At 43.1% G+C, this 17,563-nt stretch carries 19 protein-coding genes; 14 read left to right on the top strand and 5 right to left on the bottom strand.

The window, feature by feature from the left end:
• Positions 1-138 precede the first annotated feature (138 nt).
• From BLQ81_RS00320 to BLQ81_RS00290, 7 genes are all read left to right on the top strand, one after another.
• The gene (locus BLQ81_RS00320; RefSeq protein ID WP_092727962.1) at positions 139-348 is read left to right on the top strand and encodes a hypothetical protein; all 210 of its coding nucleotides are present in this window, start codon (positions 139-141) and stop codon (positions 346-348) included.
• A 2-nt stretch (positions 349-350) separates the two neighbouring features.
• Entirely contained in the window at positions 351-1,634 is a 1,284-nt protein-coding gene (locus BLQ81_RS00315; protein ID WP_092727961.1) for a hemolysin family protein, read from the top strand.
• A gap of 85 nt (positions 1,635-1,719) precedes the next feature.
• Positions 1,720-3,828, top strand: a complete 2,109-nt coding sequence (locus tag BLQ81_RS00310) for a peptidylprolyl isomerase (protein ID WP_092727960.1) — start codon at positions 1,720-1,722, stop codon at positions 3,826-3,828.
• Between the two features lie 86 nt (positions 3,829-3,914).
• Complete coding sequence (locus BLQ81_RS00305; RefSeq protein WP_092727959.1) at positions 3,915-4,181, top strand: DUF493 domain-containing protein; 267 nt, start codon at positions 3,915-3,917, stop codon at positions 4,179-4,181.
• Between the two features lie 12 nt (positions 4,182-4,193).
• Positions 4,194-4,421, top strand: coding sequence for a 4a-hydroxytetrahydrobiopterin dehydratase (locus tag BLQ81_RS00300; RefSeq protein WP_092727958.1), 228 nt, complete (start codon positions 4,194-4,196; stop codon positions 4,419-4,421).
• 2 nt (positions 4,422-4,423) lie between these two features.
• On the top strand, positions 4,424-5,137 hold the full coding sequence (gene rsmI / locus BLQ81_RS00295) for a 16S rRNA (cytidine(1402)-2'-O)-methyltransferase (protein ID WP_092727957.1): 714 nt from the start codon (positions 4,424-4,426) through the stop codon (positions 5,135-5,137).
• 94 nt (positions 5,138-5,231) lie between these two features.
• Positions 5,232-6,035, top strand: a complete 804-nt coding sequence (locus BLQ81_RS00290) for an inositol monophosphatase family protein (RefSeq protein WP_092727956.1) — start codon at positions 5,232-5,234, stop codon at positions 6,033-6,035.
• Here the strand turns inward: BLQ81_RS00290 and BLQ81_RS00285 are convergent, their stop codons facing one another.
• Positions 6,036-6,944, bottom strand: coding sequence for an AEC family transporter (locus BLQ81_RS00285; RefSeq protein WP_092727955.1), 909 nt, complete (start codon positions 6,942-6,944; stop codon positions 6,036-6,038).
• A 104-nt stretch (positions 6,945-7,048) separates the two neighbouring features.
• Between BLQ81_RS00285 and BLQ81_RS00280 the strand changes: the two genes are divergently transcribed.
• Positions 7,049-7,276, top strand: coding sequence for a hypothetical protein (locus BLQ81_RS00280; protein WP_092727954.1), 228 nt, complete (start codon positions 7,049-7,051; stop codon positions 7,274-7,276).
• On the opposite strand, the gene BLQ81_RS00275 is transcribed toward BLQ81_RS00280, so the two are convergent.
• Positions 7,273-7,647 (bottom strand): UDP-glucuronosyltransferase, encoded by a 375-nt coding sequence (locus BLQ81_RS00275; protein ID WP_092727953.1) that lies wholly within the window; start codon positions 7,645-7,647, stop codon positions 7,273-7,275. The genes BLQ81_RS00280 and BLQ81_RS00275 overlap by 4 nt on opposite strands.
• Positions 7,648-7,944: 297 nt before the next feature.
• Between BLQ81_RS00275 and glyA the strand changes: the two genes are divergently transcribed.
• From glyA to rpiB, 3 genes are read left to right on the top strand one after another with little or no spacing between them, the layout of a single operon-like run.
• Positions 7,945-9,213 (top strand): serine hydroxymethyltransferase, encoded by a 1,269-nt coding sequence (gene glyA / locus BLQ81_RS00270; protein ID WP_092727952.1) that lies wholly within the window; start codon positions 7,945-7,947, stop codon positions 9,211-9,213.
• Between the two features lie 16 nt (positions 9,214-9,229).
• Entirely contained in the window at positions 9,230-10,087 is an 858-nt protein-coding gene (tatC, locus tag BLQ81_RS00265) for a twin-arginine translocase subunit TatC (protein ID WP_092727951.1), read from the top strand.
• Between the two features lie 3 nt (positions 10,088-10,090).
• Positions 10,091-10,528 (top strand): ribose 5-phosphate isomerase B, encoded by a 438-nt coding sequence (gene rpiB / locus BLQ81_RS00260; RefSeq protein ID WP_092727950.1) that lies wholly within the window; start codon positions 10,091-10,093, stop codon positions 10,526-10,528.
• 227 nt (positions 10,529-10,755) lie between these two features.
• Here rpiB and BLQ81_RS00255 read toward each other — a convergent pair whose 3' ends face one another.
• The gene (locus BLQ81_RS00255) at positions 10,756-12,390 is read right to left on the bottom strand and encodes a S8 family peptidase (protein ID WP_092727949.1); all 1,635 of its coding nucleotides are present in this window, start codon (positions 12,388-12,390) and stop codon (positions 10,756-10,758) included.
• Positions 12,391-12,476: 86 nt separating this feature from the next.
• A complete protein-coding gene (locus BLQ81_RS00250) occupies positions 12,477-13,868 on the bottom strand; it encodes a hypothetical protein (RefSeq protein ID WP_092727948.1) in 1,392 nt (463 codons plus the stop codon).
• An 85-nt stretch (positions 13,869-13,953) separates the two neighbouring features.
• Between BLQ81_RS00250 and rbfA the strand changes: the two genes are divergently transcribed.
• Together rbfA and BLQ81_RS00240 are read left to right on the top strand one after the other, a co-directional pair.
• The gene (gene rbfA / locus BLQ81_RS00245) at positions 13,954-14,340 is read left to right on the top strand and encodes a 30S ribosome-binding factor RbfA (protein WP_092727947.1); all 387 of its coding nucleotides are present in this window, start codon (positions 13,954-13,956) and stop codon (positions 14,338-14,340) included.
• A gap of 10 nt (positions 14,341-14,350) precedes the next feature.
• The gene (locus tag BLQ81_RS00240) at positions 14,351-15,577 is read left to right on the top strand and encodes an FtsX-like permease family protein (protein ID WP_245693113.1); all 1,227 of its coding nucleotides are present in this window, start codon (positions 14,351-14,353) and stop codon (positions 15,575-15,577) included.
• 1 nt (position 15,578) lies between these two features.
• On the opposite strand, the gene BLQ81_RS00235 is transcribed toward BLQ81_RS00240, so the two are convergent.
• The gene (locus tag BLQ81_RS00235; RefSeq protein WP_092727946.1) at positions 15,579-16,775 is read right to left on the bottom strand and encodes a tetratricopeptide repeat protein; all 1,197 of its coding nucleotides are present in this window, start codon (positions 16,773-16,775) and stop codon (positions 15,579-15,581) included.
• Positions 16,776-16,942: 167 nt separating this feature from the next.
• Here BLQ81_RS00235 and BLQ81_RS00230 point away from each other — a divergent pair, with 167 nt between their 5' ends.
• Positions 16,943-17,539: a hypothetical protein gene (locus BLQ81_RS00230; RefSeq protein ID WP_092727945.1), complete on the top strand. Its 597-nt coding sequence runs from the start codon at positions 16,943-16,945 to the stop codon at positions 17,537-17,539.
• The last annotated feature ends 24 nt before the right edge of the window (positions 17,540-17,563 follow it).

Here is a 17,563-nt window from a genome sequence, read left to right as displayed (position 1 = left end):
GATTATCTGGGGGTATTCCATGTGGCAATTAAAAACCAAATTATAAACACATGAAATGCCCATGAGAAAGGCTTCTCACACAGGGGAATGATTATTCAGGGCATTCCATCTGACCATTAAAAAACAAAATATAAACAGATGAAACTTGGAGATGTATTGATCCTTTCCTTGGCTTTAGCCTTGAGTATAATAGGAATTCATCAAAGTATGACCGTAGGAATAGGTGGCTCCTACTTTATATTTATGGTTGCAGCAGCCTTGTTATTTTGGTTTCAACTGCGACGAAACAAAGTGCTTGCTGCTGAAAAAGGGACACCGCCAAAACCAAAACAAAAGAAGAAACGCTGAGCATGGACACTACTTATCTATTATATGTCATTGTGACGTTGATTTTTTCCGCGTTCTTCTCCGGAATGGAGATTGCCTACATCTCTGCCAATAAACTACAGATTGAACTTCAGAATAAACAGGGACTCCTTAGCGGCAAGGTGCTAAGCAAATTTGTCCAGAAGCCCGGTCAATTTATCGGAACAACCTTGATCGGTAACACGATCATGCTCGTTCTCTACGGTATTTTTATGGCGTTTTTGCTGGACCAACCCATCCGAAATCTGCTTCCGGAATCCTTGAACAATGAGGCGGTTATTTTGCTTTCTCAGACAGTGATCTCAACCTTTGTGGTGCTGATTACTGGAGAATTTCTCCCGAAAAGCTTCTTCATGCTGAATCCAAATAGCCTGCTTTCGCTGTTCGCACTGCCATTTTTTGGGATTTATTACCTCATGTATCCCATAGTCTGGTTGATTGTCAGTCTTTCGAGAGTGTTCATCACCAAGATCCTTCGATTGGAATACAATGAAGAAAAGCCCGTCTTTAAAGTGACTGATCTGAACGCCTTTATTAAAGAGCATTTCCGTCAGGCTAACTCCAATCACAAAAAGATGGAGATAGATTCCAAGATCTTTGACAATGCGATTGAGTTTAAAACAGTTCGAGTGAGGGAATGCATGGTACCCCGTACTGACATCGTCTCCGTAGAAGTGGATGATTCGATAAAAGAATTGAAAAAAGTATTTGAGGAAAGCGGTCATTCCAAGGTGATTGTCTATCGGGAGACTATTGATGAAGTGATTGGGTATTGTCATCAGCTGGAGCTTTTTCGAAAGCCGAAAACCATTGAAGAAATTTTGACTCCTATCATTATCGCACCTGAGTCAGCTTTGGCAAATGAACTTCTGATACAGTTTATTCAGGAACGGAAAAGTTTGGCTTTGGTGGTGGATGAGTTTGGAGGAACCAGCGGAATAGTTTCAATGGAAGATATTATTGAAGAAATTTTTGGAGAAATCGAGGACGAATATGACAACGATGAATTGATCCAACAGAAAATCAGCGAAGATGAATACCTGCTGAGTGCCCGTCATGAAATTGACTATCTCAACGATAAATACGGGTGGGATTTGCCCTATGGAGACTTTGAAACCCTGTCAGGGCTGATTTTATCGCTCACGGAGAATCTTCCCAACAAAGGAGATACTGTTGTTTTCGAACGATACACGTTCACGATTATGACCAAGCTCGCCCACCGGATCGAGACTGTACGACTGAAAATCAACGAATCATCCAATGCATAGCTCAGACTTTGTTCTGAGTTAAATTTTGAATTTCGCCCCTAATGCTATTATTTTGCGACACTTCTAAAAAGCGAAGTACTATAAAATGGCGTTAATTAAACAAATTAGACAGCGGACAGGACTCATGATCGGTGTAATTGCCGGCGGGTTGATTCTATTCCTTCTCGGTGGTGACCTTTTGAGTCCAAATTCCAGTCTGCTCAGTTCCAATAAAAATATTGTTGGGGAAATAGCGGGAGAAGATATCACGCTTGAAGAGTATTCACTCAAAGTGGAAGAATTCAAAGGGATGTTTCAACAACGTACCGGAAGGATTCCTTCAGAACCGGAAATGGTCTCAGTACGAGAGCAGGCTTGGCAAGCGATGATCGTGGAGCGAGTATTCGACGAGGAATACCAGAAGCTCGGCCTGACAGTGTCAAGTGCAGAATTGGTGGATATGGTTCAGGGGAAAAATATCGTGCCGGAGCTGAGAGCTCAGCTGGTAAATCCGCAGACCGGGCAATTTGACAAAAATCAACTGATCGCTTTTCTACAGTCTTTAGAGACGGCAGACCCTGCGCAGCAGGCTGGATGGGCGCAACAGGAGCAACTCTTTGCCCAAGCTAGACTGCGGATCAAGTATGATAACTTATTGGCAACGTCTGAATATTTCACCACTGCGGAAGCGAAACTGGAGCATAAAGCAGCAAACACCATTGCAGATGCTTCCATTCTATACATTCCTTATTATGTGATTCCAGATGGAGACGTCAAAATCGAGGAAAAAGAGTTGATTGCCTATCTAAGCAAAAATCAGGATAAGTTTCGGGTAGGTAATTCTGCCAATATTGAATATGTATCTTTCAGTATTTTGCCGAGTGGACAGGATTCATTGGAAGTTATTTCCAGAATGAATGAACTGACCGAAGAGCTTAAGACTTCTGAGAATGATTCGGCTTTTGTGAGCCGAAATTCGGAGATTCAAAATCCGTTTATCACCATCAGACCGGGAGACTTGCTTCCGGCCAGCCTCACAAGCAATGTTGCTGAACCGGTCAAAGGACAGGCTTATGGGCCTTATGTAACGGCCAACTCTACCTATGTGACTTATAAGATTACAGACCAATATGACGGTACTCCGAGAATGAGAGCTTCTCATATTCTCTTTGGCACTGAAGGAATGGACGATGCCGGCAAAGCTGCTGTAAAATCTCAAGCAGAAGGAGTCTTGGCAGACATCAAAGCAAATGGGAATTTTGCGCAAGCAGCCAGTCAATATGGGCAAGATGGTACCGCACAAAATGGTGGTGACTTGGGTTGGTTTGCCAAAGCAGATTTTGTTGAGCCTTTTGCCAATGCTGCATTCGCTGCTAAATCAAAAGGCCTATTGCCAAATGTGGTAGAGACAGAATATGGCTACCATATCATCGAAGTGACCGAGCTTCCTAATTCAAGGTATACCAAATTGGCTGTTTTAGAGTTGGAATTGGGTGCCTCCGATGCAACCAGGAATGAAGCATTCAGAAATGCGGATTCCTTTGCTGCTGAAAGTGGTAACAGAAATGAATTCACTGCGAATGCCACTGACAAAGGATACCGAATCCTTCAGGCTAATAATATTGATGCAACTTCCAGAAACCTGAACAACCTGCAAAATGCCCGTGAAGTAATCATTTGGGTTTTTGGAGAAGGTGCCCCAGGCAAAGTCTCCAAGGTTTTTGAACTTGATAATTCCTACGTGGTTGCTTCAGTGGTGAGCAAAAAGCAGGAAGGCAAAGCAAAGCTTGAAGACGTAAGAGAGCAAGTCGAGCAGCAAGTTAGAAATGAAAAGAAAGCAGCAATGATCGCTGAAAAGTTGGCAGGAAAGACCACGTTGGAAGAAATGAAGGCAGTCTTTGCCGATGGTGTAATCAATGATATTCCTGATTTGAGGCTGAGTGCTTCCGTGATTCCCGGAGTTGGTTTTGCTCCAAAAGCGATAGGATCCATCTTTGGGCTCAAAGCATCAGGTCAACTTACCAAGCCTGTTCAGGAAGATATCGGAATATTGGTAGGAAGATTGAATAACCTCACTCCTTCCACTGAGATTGGCGATTACACCTCCTATCAGGCTCAGATGAGTCAGTCAGGTTCACAGCGAATGACCTATCAGATCATGATGGCCTTGCAGGATTTGGCTGATGTGAAAGACTACAGATACAAATTTTATTAAAATAGCCAACCAAAAGGAACCCATGTCGCAAGGCATGGGTTTTTTTGTTTAAGATCACTTCTGAAAAGAAAAAAGTAAGTTTGAGTATGGATAGCAAGTTTAACAAAGCAGCATTCAAGGATAAATTAGAATCTGCGGGTCAGTTTCCCATGTTATATATGTTCAAGTTCATTGTGCCAAACGGAAAAGAAACTCAAATTGAATTTCTATTTCCGAAAAATGAAATAGCACTTAAACCAAGCTCAGGAGGAAAATACGTCAGTGCAACAATCAAAGCAATGATGGACAGTGCGGATCAGATTATAGAAATCTATGAGAAAGCTTCATCGATCGAAGGAGTAATTTCACTTTAAAAATTTAAAGCTATGTGGGTTGAGAAAAATAACAAACTGACAAAGTCATTCAGGTTTTCTGATTTTCAGGAAGCGTTTGCATTTATGATGCGTGTTGCATTTTTGGCCGAAAAGCACAACCATCACCCGAATTGGTCCAATGTGTATAATACCTTAGATATCGAACTGACTACACACGATAAGGGAAACACGGTGACCGAAAAAGATCGTAACTTGGCGAAAGCAATCGACGAAATTTAGGAATGAGTGATTCTCCCATCAGTCTTTATCTTGTGCCAACTCCGATTGGCAATCTGAAGGACATTACAATACGTGCAATTGAAGTATTGAAGTCTGTGGATGTAATTCTGGCGGAAGATACCCGGACTAGTGGAATCCTGCTCAAACACCTCGATATCTCCAAACCGCTTCAGAGCTACCATATTTTCAATGAGCATAAAGCCGCCGGAAATTTGGTGGAGCGGATGAAGCGTGGGGAAATTTTTGCCTTGGTCAGTGACGCAGGAACCCCGGCAATATCAGACCCCGGGTTTTTACTGGTAAGAGCGGTTCTTGCTTCGGGTTTGGACGTGCAATGCCTCCCCGGCCCAACAGCCTTCGTGCCTGCCTTGGTCAATAGTGGCCTTCCCAATGACCGATTCGTTTTTGAAGGATTTTTGCCACATAAAAAAGGGCGGAAAACCAGAATCGAATCGCTGATGGAAGAGACCCGAACGATCATCCTATATGAATCCACTCATCGACTGATGAAAACTTTGGAGCAACTTGCCGAGGCCTTTGGCCCAACTCGGCAAGGATGTGTATCAAGAGAATTGACCAAACTGCACGAAGAGAATGTGCGGGGAACTTTGGAAGAACTAATTGAGTACTATCAAACCCACCCGATCAAAGGTGAAATTGTTTTGGTGATTGCAGGGAAAAGCGAAAAACAGGAATCGCGCAATCAGACTACTTAATTTTCTACCGCAAAGTTTCATTTTAATTAATTAAATAATTAATTTTCACCTCTGTTTTAGTTCGGCTTCAAACATTAAATCACTACCAAAACGAATGATTACCCAAGAAAAGCTTACTCAATTAGTAGAACAAACTCAGGAAATAGCGAAAGAAGTTGGAGCATTTATAAGAAAGGAACGTCAGCATTTTAGTGTGGAAAAGGTGGAGCATAAGGGCTTCAATGATTTGGTTTCGTATGTGGATAAGGAAGCAGAGCGTCAAATTGTAGATCGATTGAGCCTGATCTTGCCTGAGGCAGGATTTATTACAGAGGAAGGCACCACTACTACTAAAGGAGAAGTCTACAATTGGGTCATTGACCCTTTGGATGGGACTACCAATTTTATCCATAACATCCCTGTATTTGCGGTGAGTATTGCCTTAATGGAAAATGAAGACCTTATCCTTGGCGTGGTCTATGAGGTCAACCGACATGAGTGTTTTTATGCCATGAAAGGTGGAGGGGCTTATTGCAACGACACAAGAATCAAAGTAAGTACAGCACCTGATCTCTCGGCTTCTCTTATTGCTACGGGTTTTCCCTATTACAATTTTGAGCTGATCGATAAGTATTTGGCTACCATGAAATCCCTCATGCAGAAAACGCATGGCCTGAGGAGACTTGGGTCGGCTGCAGTAGATCTTTGTTATGTAGCCTCAGGGCGTACTGAGGGGTTTTTTGAGTATAATCTCAATTCCTATGATGTAGCTGCAGGAGCATTGATCGTGCAGGAGGCAGGAGGAATGGTGACTGATTTTGAAGGTGAGGATGATTTTGTGTTTGGCAGAAAAATCGTGGCGAGCAATGGTAAAATTCACGCTGATTTTCTGAAAGTACTAAATGAGTTTTGGGGCTAGTTAACCTAAAAGAAAATACCAAATCAACAGGCTAATCGCCGAAATCGGCATACCTAATCCTGAAAGCAGCGTGGCGAGCCTGGGTTGAAGTCCAAACTTCATCGCAACGATTGATCCTGTGATCATAGGAGCCATGCCGCTTTCCAATACCGTTACTTTTAAGTCCAATGAATCTGCAGGTAGGAAATTTCGGTAGATCATCCAAACTACGGCCGGAGCAAGTATAAGTCTGTACCCCAATCCGTACCAGAAAAACCGTGAGGCCAGGGAGCGCCTATCCACAGTGAACTTTAAACCAATCGCCAGAAGCGCCATTGGAGGCATCGTTTTCCCGATGAGTTGGAGAAGCGGAATGAGGAGTTCGGGAGTATTAAGATTGAGGAAACTCATGATCAAGGTGCCGACAAGAAAACCAAAAGGAGGAAATTTGAGGATTTTGAGAGGTACTTTTCGCAGGCTTTCGCTGTGATTTCCATATAGGGAACCCACCAAAATCGAAAGCGAGGAGACGATCAAAAAAGAACCTCCTTGATCAATCAGTAATGCAGTAGGTAATCCTGCTTTTCCGTATAGGCCTTCAATCACCGGAAATCCCAAAAATGAAGTATTTGCCAATCCTGCTACGATGATCAGGCAGCCGGTGGTATTTCGGCCCCAGTTGTATTTTTTTCCAAGAAAGCCAAATAGCGCCCAAGAGCCCAAAAAAGTAAACCAGGCTGCAGAAATCGGAATGAGTAAGCCCCAGGAAGGTTTGATTTCGGGAATGTAGAGTAGGGCTAAGGCAGGCAAGACCATATTGATCAAATAGGCCTGAACCCACCTTGATGCAGTATTTCTCGGAAAACCCGGTGCTTTCTGAAGAAATAGACCTAGAAAAAGACTGCTAATTGCAAGGATTACCCCAATCATCCCCGAATATGTTGAAACTTATTTTTATTTAACATAGAAATAATTCTGATTTATTGTATGGTCTTGAATATCAACATACTTTTGGCATGAATTAAACTATTCCCATGACTAAATTGACACCTATTTTTATTGAAGGTAAAAAGTGGATACAGCTTTCACAGCTCACGGTAGATCAAGCCCGCTCGCTTAAATCATTTATTCCGGTCAGTTACCTGAAGAATATTTTTTTCCAGGGAATAGAGCTGTGCGATTGTCTTGATTTTGATACCTACGAATATTGGTTTAAAAGCCAGCAAATGTCAGGGCATCGCCAGGCTTTGCTGGATTTCTAGTCCAAGCCAAAATTTTTTCGTTTTTCCTCAAAATAGGTTTTGAGCTCGTGGTAAAACTCACTTTCAGCTTCTGGAATGCCGTCTAATACCAAGGCAATATTTCCTTCCATTGAATCCTGATTTACTTGCATTCCTTCGATCAGATAGATCAAATCTTCAAAAGAAAGAGGTTCCCAAGCACTACTCGGATAGAGTAGATACTCATTTCCATAAAAATCCACTGCTTCAAACTGGACTTTTCCTTCCAGTAAATGAGCATAGAGGGATATTTGCTCACCCCAGGTACTTTCGGGATAGTGGAGGCGCACCAATAAGACAGAATTGGACTCTCCCTTAAAATATTTTTCAGGCTGATACTTGAAATCAAACATGAATTAAAATTACGATGTAAGATTCATGAAATGCACTTAGGCTTAGCGGTATTTTCATGACAATTACATTTTTCCAAGTTGTATGAATTATGCTTTCACCTTTTACAAAGATTCTAAACCTTTAAATATCAGGAGTATTGGGATGCTTTAACCAATTACTTTTCAACTTTATCACCATACCACTTTTCAAGTGCTTTTTCACATTGGATTATAGGGACTTTCAGGTTATTTTTGGACTCGTTTTCAAAACTGTCGGATTGGAGCTGACAGATATACCTTGCTTTCAAACCCCTGATTATGAAAAGAGATTCGCTTGTTTTTGACCTTATTGCTAGAGAAGAAGACAGACAAAAAAGAGGCATCGAACTGATTGCTTCCGAAAACTTTACAAGTAAACAAGTGATGGAGGCGGCCGGAAGTGTCCTGACCAATAAATATGCCGAGGGCTTGCCTGGTAAGCGCTACTATGGTGGCTGTGAAGTGGTAGATGAAATAGAGCAGCTTGCCATCGACCGCGCTAAGAAGTTATTTGGAGCGACTTGGGCTAATGTTCAGCCGCACTCCGGTGCCCAAGCTAATGCTGCAGTTTTTTTGGCTTGTCTGAAGGCAGGTGACCCGATTCTTGGATTTGACCTTTCTCATGGGGGACACCTTACCCATGGATCACCGGTTAACTTTTCTGGTAAATTATACCAGGCGAATTTTTACGGTGTAGAAGAAGAGACAGGCGTGATCGATTACGATAAAGTCGAAGAAAAGGCGTTAGAAGTAAAGCCCAAGATGTTGATCTGTGGAGCCTCGGCCTATTCCAGAGACTGGGACTACGAAAGGCTGAGAGAAATCGCCGACGAGGTCGGAGCAATTTTGCTTGCGGACATTTCCCACCCATCAGGATTGATCGCAAGGGGACTTTTGAATGATCCTTTGGAGTATTGTCATATAGTGACCACTACGACCCACAAAACCTTAAGAGGTCCAAGAGGGGGATTGATTTTGATGAGGGAAGACTTTGACAATCCTTGGGGACTGACTACTCCAAAGGGAGAAGTAAGAAAAATGTCAGCCTTGCTTGATATGGGGGTATTTCCGGGCACTCAGGGTGGCCCTTTGGAGCATATTATTGCTGCAAAAGCGATAGCATTTGAAGAAGCACTCTCTGACGGATACATGCATTATGTCATTCAGGTGAAAAAGAATGCATCCATTATGGCAGAAGAGTTCGTAAGTCGCGGATACCAGATTATTTCTGGTGGGACAGACAATCACCTAATGCTAATAGACCTGAGAAATAAAGACCTGACGGGAAAGCTTGCTGAGGAAACACTCGGGAAAGTTGACATTACGATTAATAAAAACATGGTTCCATTCGATACCAAGTCGCCTTTTGTGACTTCGGGAATGCGGGTCGGGACCGCTGCTGTAACTACTCGGGGACTGAAAGAAGACGATATGCGAAAAATCGTCGGCTTGATCGACCGTGCTTTGAAGAGCCATTCGGACGAAGCGAGCCTTGCTAAAATCAAGGAAGAAGTCAATGCTTGGATGGTTCAATTTCCATTATACTAATTACTGAATAACCAAAGTGGCCCTAGATCAAGTTCAAGAGGAAGAGGAAGGAATGTCGTTTTTGGATCATTTGGAAGCTTTACGCTTTCATTTGCTCCGATCAGTGGCGGCAGTTCTGGTCTTTACGGTTATTGCCTTTTTGGCGAAAAATATCGTGTTTGGAATCATTATTTTGGGACCTTCCAAAGTGGATTTCTTTACGTACAGGGTACTTTGTGACATAGCAAATTCGTTCAATGTGCCAGCACTTTGTATTGATGATCTACCATTCACAATCCAAAGCCGTCAAATGACTGGACAGTTTTCCATGCACATGACATCGAGCTTAGTGGTAGGCTTTATTGTTGCTTTCCCCTATGTGTTCTGGGAATTCTGGAGATTTATCAGTCCAGGATTGTATGACAAGGAGAAAAATGCAGCCCGCGGAGCCGTGTTTTTTGTAAGCTTTCTGTTTTTCTTGGGTGCGTCTTTTGGATATTACATACTGGCACCACTGTCAATCAACTTCTTGTCAAACTATCAACTGGATCCCTCGATCTTAAATGAGTTTGACATTTCTTCCTACGTGACCACCTTGGTGATGCTGGTCTTGGCCTCGGCTATTATGTTTCAATTACCTGTTGTGATTTACTTTCTATCCATGTCGGGGATAGTTACTTCTAAGATGCTAAAGGCCTACAGAAAACACTCCATTGTGGTAATCTTGATTATTTCTGCCATTATTACTCCTCCGGATGTGATTTCTCAACTGCTCATTTCGATGCCAATTATGGTATTGTATGAAGTGGGGATTTCTATTGCAAAGCGGCTGGAGAAGAAAAGAGCATTAGTGGAAGCAGAATATCTGCGTAATCATCCTGAAGAAAATCAATAAACCATGAAGAAGAGAATTGCAATCGGAGGTGATCATGCCGGGTTTGACTACAAAGGCAAACTGATTGAGAAGCTTACCGCTCAGGGATATGAAGTGAAAGATTTCGGTCCTTTCTCTTCTGATTCGGTTGACTATCCTGACTATGTCCACCCGCTTTGTCAAGCAATCGAAAGTGGTGGATTTGACTTGGGTATTGTGATTTGCGGTAGCGGAAATGGCGTAGCTATTACCGCAAATAAGCATCAGGGAATCCGTGCAGCGCTTTGTTTGAATGAGGACCTGGCGGCTTTGGCGCGTCAGCATAATGATGCAAACGTGATTGCGCTTCCGGCTCGATTTATATCCTATGAGCATGCCGAAAAACTGTCGGAGATCTTCCTGACTACTGACTTTGAAGGTGGCAGGCACCAAAATAGGGTGAATAAAATAGCCTGTAGCTAAAATTTTATTGTAACCAAAACGGCCTCCGAGTTGATCTCGGAGGCCGTTTTGGTTTTATTTGGGATGTAAACTATGCAGATGCTGTAAAAGTCTGGATTTTCCCCACTTCCACAAGCCAATTTGGTAACCTGTTTCAAAGCTTCCTGTGGAGATTAATTTTTGATGATTTTGTGAAGTCATATTCTCACCATATTTTCCTCCATCCTCCCATCTGATTTCTTGTAATCTTACAGCTTGGCCGTGCCGCGGGATACTTGATCCGCCAGAATGATTGCGTTGTAGAGATTGGCTATTTTTCCTGATTTGGATATTTCCAAAAACGTTTTTTCCGTCCCGTCAGGACCTCCGAGCTGCACCTTCACCTGTGGTGAAATTCCGGACTGCATGATGACCTGTTTTACCTGTACTGCAGAAAGCTGCGGATAGTAGGATCGGATCATAGCAGCTATTCCTGCCACAGCTGGTGCTGCCATGGATGTGCCTCCCTGGAATTCATAGTTGTTGTCAGGCATGGTCGAATAGATTCCGTCTCCCGGAGCGAAGATGTCTACGTTTTGTTTTCCATAGTTTGAAAAAGTGGCAATCATCGAGGAGCCAAAATTGGAAGTAAGCGCACCGACGGTGATTACATTTTCTACAAACTCGGGAGAATTTTGAAACTTATGGTCATTGGGGAAATTTTTGTTTTCAGGATCATCCAGGTCTTTCCCGTCATTACCGGCAGCATGAACGAAAAGGACATCCTTGGATGCGGCATATTCCAAAGCCTCGTATACCCATTCTGCATTTGGGGAAAAACTCTTACCAAAACTGGCGTTGATTACTTTAGCTCCATTGTCCACTGCATAACGAATAGCCAAGGCCACGTCTTTGTCATATTCATCTCCGTCAGGAACAGTCCTGAGGCTCATAATGGACACATTTTTAGCTACACCGTTGACACCTTTATTATTGTCTCGGGTGGCAGCGATGATCCCTGCGACGTGTGTCCCATGGCTTTCGTCTTTGTTTCGGATAGTGGGGTTGCCATTTCCGTATTTTTTGTCATTTATATCATAGGGATTGTCCCCCACGGGCTTTCTTCCATCAAAGGCTACATTGAGGTGGTACTCTACCTGACCTTTGTAATAATTTATTCCTTCATTCAGATCAGCCAAAGCAGCAGGAATATCCTGTCCCATAGCCATTACCTGCATTAAAATTCCCACTTGCTGTTCTTCCTGAGGGCTTTTTGGCTGATATTTTTCAAGCTCGGACATGGAATAATATTCTTTCCCCAGTTGTTTTTGGATATTCTGATGAGCCATACTGACAAATTGCTCAATCTGCACAAGCTGTGGAAGTCCTGCCTGCGCTTCAGGAAGTTTGGATTCCAGGGCGGCTCTCGCCTCTGCCTGATAGGCTTCATCTCCGATTTTGAGGCGGATGATTCGGGCGATTTCCAATTGTTCATGGTAAGATTCCCCGAGGAAATTATAACCGTACACATCGTCTATATAGCCGTTTCCGTCGTTGTCAATGCCGTCACCGGGTTTTTCTCCTTTATTTACCCAAAGGACATCCCGGATATCCTCATGATTCAGATCGATACCCGAGTCGATGACTCCCACGATGACAGTCTGGCCTTTTCGCTTTTTCAAAAGCTCGGCATAGGCCCGATTTACACTCATCCCCGGAACAGTGTCTTTGATCAAATCCAGATGACCCCAACCTTGAGTATCTGATTCGGACAATTCGGAGATCCTTTCGGAGGTATTTGTGTAGCTAATTGGAAGTGCGGTAATCACAGCAGAAGTGCTGCAACCCATGGCGATCAACCCGATACTCAGGCCAGCCAGTGATTTAGACAGGGATTTAATCATTTGTAAATTTAAGTCCTAAATGGATAATTAAGCATTCAACCCATGTTAAAAAGGGTGAAACCTACAGGGAGTACATAAATGAACTATTACTTCAACCGGAAAACACCCGGATGAGTTTCGGTGTAAAGACTTTTGAGCGCAGGAAGTTCATTCAGGAGGTTTTTGAACATCCCGGATGGGTCGATGACTACTTGGGGCTTTTGTGAAGTTAGATTTTGAAAAATCTTGGCCTTTTGTTCCAGTGTTTTTTCAGATTCCAAAAACGCCTTTGTGAGATTATAGTTTAGGAATGGTCCCCCAAGAGGATTTTCAAGATAAGGGGAAGAGTCTTTGGACATGACCATTATTTTTTCCCCGGGATTGATTTGATAATCAGCCTTCGATCTCACAAAATAGGTTGATTCAGATTTTAATTCTTGTTGCCAAAACCACCAGCCTGCGATAGGAAGTCCAAAAAGGAGGATTAAAAACGCCAGTTTTCCGATCAAACTTTTACTTGTGTTCAGAAAAAACTGAGTGATCAGAAAGGTCAAACCCGGAATAAAAATTAACAGCTGATAGGTTGCTTGCCGTTTGATCAGGAAAAATTCTGCCAGCGAAAAAACCATCCATATAATGATCATTTGACGCTGTTTCTGCTGATTGATCGTTGAGCCGCGCAGGACTGCACTGTAGAAATACCCCACCAGAGCCAGTATCAAAGGGAAGGCTCCCAACACAGCCCAAATCACCAAAGATTGATAATTGTACTTTTCATAGGTGAATATCAGGGGCCAGATCTGAAACGCCTCGGTCAGCCCATTATTCCAAAAGTAAAACATCATCACCAGGAGAATCGGTAGGAAGAACCCAATCAGTGATAAAAGAAGCTGTCGGATAGAAAACCCACTGATGGCAATCCCCATGAAAATCATGTAGGGAAGGAATATCCCAAAATTCAAATGAAATCCGGTGGCGATACCACCATAAATTCCGATCAAAAGGGTCGATTCACTCGTCTCTTTTTGTAGGACTGTTTGAGAAAAAAGCTGTCCAATAGCCAAAACCAAAAATGTACTTCCCAGCAAGGCAGGGGATAATGTCGCCATGTCAAAGGAGAGGTGAAATAACGCAGCCATAATGATGGCGGGCAAGTAGGTGTTTTCTTCAAATACCCGGTAGCGAATCAAAACAGTATTCCAATAGATGATCTGAAACAGCACCAGCATTCGGCCGATTAGCTCGTATGCAAATTGGTTTCGCCCAAAAAGGAAATCTATGAACGTAAAGAACCCGGCAGACAAAGGCCCTGTATCATCGATGATATCCTGATAAAGGAAAAATCCGTCACTTAATCTCTCTCCCAAAACCATATAGATCAATTGGGGTTGCGTAAGAGGGAAAGAGAAAAACCCAAGCATTACTATGGCGAGTAAAATCAGGTAGATCGCTACACCGATGAGTCTAAAAGGATCGTTTACTTTGAAAAAACTTAACAAGGTTTCTGCTTTGGATTGTGTTGGATTAGGTCGAAATTAAAGCTTGCCCAAGTATTTCGCTAAATTTGTACCACAAATACTTCAAATGGAAAGCAAAAGACAACAAAAACATGCTAAGCTGCTTCAGAAAGAGCTTGGAGATATTTTTCAGAAAGAGGCCAAACACCTCATTGGGAAAGCAATGATCACGATCACACGGGTAATGGTCAGCCCTGATTTAGGGTTTGCCAAGGTTTATGTGAGTTTCCTATTAGCTGATCCCAAAGCTACTTATGAGCTCGTCAATGAGCATAAAAAGGAGATCCGGCATCACCTATCCAAAAGAATTGGCAAGTCCGTCAGGGTTATTCCTGAAATTGCGTTCTTTCCGGACGATTCTGCTACTTATGCCCAATACATGGATAAGGTAATTTCTGATCTCAATATTCCTCCTGCCCCGCCAGAGGAAGAAGAGGAAGACGAACAGAATTAACTTATATATTTTGAATTCCAGTTCATTTATTGCCGGCAGATATTTTCGCAGTAAGAAAAAGCGGAATTTCATCACTGTCCTGTCCATGATCTCCATGGTGGGTGTGGCAGTGGGAACCATCGCTTTAGTCGTTGTGATGTCTGTTTTCAATGGATTGGAAGATTTGATTCGGAGCCTGTTCGCAAGTTTTGATGCGGAATTGAAAGTGGAGCCTGTAGCCGGAAAAAGTTTTTTAGCTCCAAAAGAATGGCTCCGTGAAATCGAACAAATCGAAGGAGTAGCCATCCTGACCGAGGTGATCGAAGACAATGCGCTCTTTCAGAATGGGGGAAGTCAGATTGTCGCAAAAATCAAAGGTGTTTCAGACAACTTTCTAGATCAGGGGAGATTTTCAAGAGGATATTTTTGGGGTGATACGACCTTGGGCACAGCCATCAGACCAGGCGCTATCCTAGGAAGAGGGGTTGGTTTTTTTCTTTCTGTCAATCTCGATGCGGTTAACTCGACAATTAAAGTCTTTTATCCCAAGGCACCCCGATCGGCTGCCAGCATCGACCCAAGTCAGCTCTATGCCAGCGCGCAGCTTGAGCCCCGGGCGTTTTTCAGTATTGACCAGAAATTTGACGATGAATACGTGATTGCTCCCCTCGATTTTACCAGAGATCTGCTGAATTATGGGGAAAAACGCACCTCCCTGGAAATCAAAGTAAAACAAGGTTATGCCATCAAAGACGTTCAAAAACGACTGAAAAATTATTTGGGGCCTGAATATTTGGTGAAAAATGCAGACGAACAGCACGCCGGTCTGATCCGGACAGTCAAACTTGAAAAACTATTCGTTTTTCTCACGCTGACTTTCATATTGGCCATTGCCTCGTTCAATATCTTTTTTTCGCTGAGCATGCTAGCCATCGAAAAGAAAAAAGACATTGCAGTACTCAAGGCCATGGGAGCGCGAGACAGATTGATTCGAGGGATTTTTCTGAAGCAAGGAGCATTGATTGCATTCAGTGGTGCAGTCATTGGTTTGGTTTTGGGGTATTTAGTTGTTCTGGCCCAAGATACCTTTGGATTGGTTTCTTTGGGGATTTCCTCCGCTGTGGTTGATGCCTATCCTGTACGGATTGTCATGACAGATTTCATCTGGATCAGTGTTGCTGTGGTATCGATAACCCTTTTGGCATCCTGGAGACCGGCAATTATTGCTTCCAAGGTGGATACCGTTCGAGAGCTTTAAATCAGTTGCAGACTTTTTGCCAAGCGATTTCCGCCGCCTCCATTCCCAACTCTTTCGCTTTGAGCAGATCAGCGCAGGCATCCTTGAGTTTCCCCATCCGCTGATGGGTAATCCCTCTGTGATAATATCCGGAGGCATGTTCGGGATCAAGCGAAACTGTCACCGTGAAATCCGCCAAAGCAGCTTCTAAACGTTGGCTGACATATCGGGCTTGACCTCTAGCCAAGAAGTATTCCGGATTTTCAGGCTCTAGGTCCACCGCCTCAGAATAGTCTTCCTCAGCTTTGGCCCAGCTTTTTTGGCGGGAACGGATCATGCCCCGATAAAAAAAAGATTCAGAATCATCGGGATCCATCGTAATTGCAATGGTAAAATCTTCAATGGCTCCTGCATAGTCATCGTGGTTCATCCTGTAAAATCCACGTTGTTTGTAGGTTTGGGAATTACCGGCGGAATCCGAAATCACTTGATCCAATTGTTCCAATAGTACGGTATCGCCTCCTGTTTTCACAAGAGCCAAGCCCTGCTTTGCAGGCAAATGATCCGGGCCCAACTGAAGTGCTGTCTCGTAGGATTCGATAGCGGGGACATTATCCCCAAGTCTTGCAAGTGCCCGACCCTTTTCTGCATGAAAATCAGCTTGTTTTGGATTCAGGAGTATGGCTTCATCCAAATACAATAGCGCAAAATCATACTCCTCCAACGCGATGCTGCACAGTCCAAGATGATAGTAGGCGTCTTCCTGACTGGAAGTTTGTGCCGTGGTAATACCGGAGACTGCGTTGTCTCCCGGGGAAATTTTGAAGAGAATCCTCGTGGTCTCTCCCGGCGGAGTTTTCAGGAAATTCTCGAAATCTACCATGGCTTCTTCATACTGCTTCAATTGATAGCGTACTCGCCCTCGCTCGAAATGGGCCTCAGCATGAATTGGGTTTAAGATGAGTAAACTGCTAAAATCACTTAAAGCCCGATCCAAATTGCCCTGATTTTGGAAGGCCTGTCCTCTTATCCAATAAGCCTCCTGATCCGCAGGATGAGTCTGTAGCCATTGATCCAGGTAATCCTGAGATTCTTTCCATTTCTTGTTTTCAAAGGCGGCCTTTCCCAAATTAAAGTAATTTTGTGTGGCCACTCTTTGAAAGCAAAAAGCACTGCCTGATAATTGGATTAAAAAGAAAAAAGCAAGTGTTAATCTCATAATTAGACAACTTGGCTGATAGGAATCATTCCTCAGAAGAATGATTAAAATTATAATTTGTTTAATGTTAGTTGAATTTTACTGCTGAAAATTATTTTATTTTGATCTAAGGCATGTTTATTGTTAAATTTTGGAAATTCTATTTCTTCCCTAACATATCCCTTAAGATGATCAAATCTCTCATCCTGATTTTACTTTTTTTTGGGACCGGATTTGCAGCTTCTTTTGCTCAAGATTCCACGGCCACACAAAATTCCCTGCGCTCCGGTACCATCACCAGTCAATTTGACTATATCTACAGTGTTTCCAATAGTTTTCAGGACCATGAAGTAGTCAAAAAATCAAATCTTGAGAAGCTTAAGTCCAATGTTTTGGATTCTATTCGCACCATGTCGAAGGAAGTTTCAGCCTTGAAACTTCAAATGTCCACCATGAGGGACTCAGTGGTGATCATGCAAAATCTGCTGTCAGCAGAAATTGAAGAGAAAAATCAGGCAATCGCAGATCGGGAAAATTTCAATTTTTTGGGAATTGGAATTCAAAAAACAGCGTATTCATCGATGATGTGGGCCTTGGTACTGGTTATAGCGGGAGCCTTGTCTTTTTTTGCGGTGCAATATTTCAGAAGCTCCAGCAAAATTTCAAAAGCAGAAAAGGATCTGGTAGAAGTTCAGGAGGAATTTGAGCAGCACCGCAAAAACACCTTGGAGCGAGAACGCAAGCTGAAACGCGAATTGATCGACGCACAAATGGGGAGAAGCTGACCAACAAGTGGAAATTGCCGCCTG

Source organism: Algoriphagus alkaliphilus (assembly GCF_900103735.1).
GTDB lineage: Bacteria > Bacteroidota > Bacteroidia > Cytophagales > Cyclobacteriaceae > Algoriphagus > Algoriphagus alkaliphilus.
Note: the sequence above shows the minus strand (reverse complement) of the source record. Positions and strands in the feature narration are given on the sequence as shown.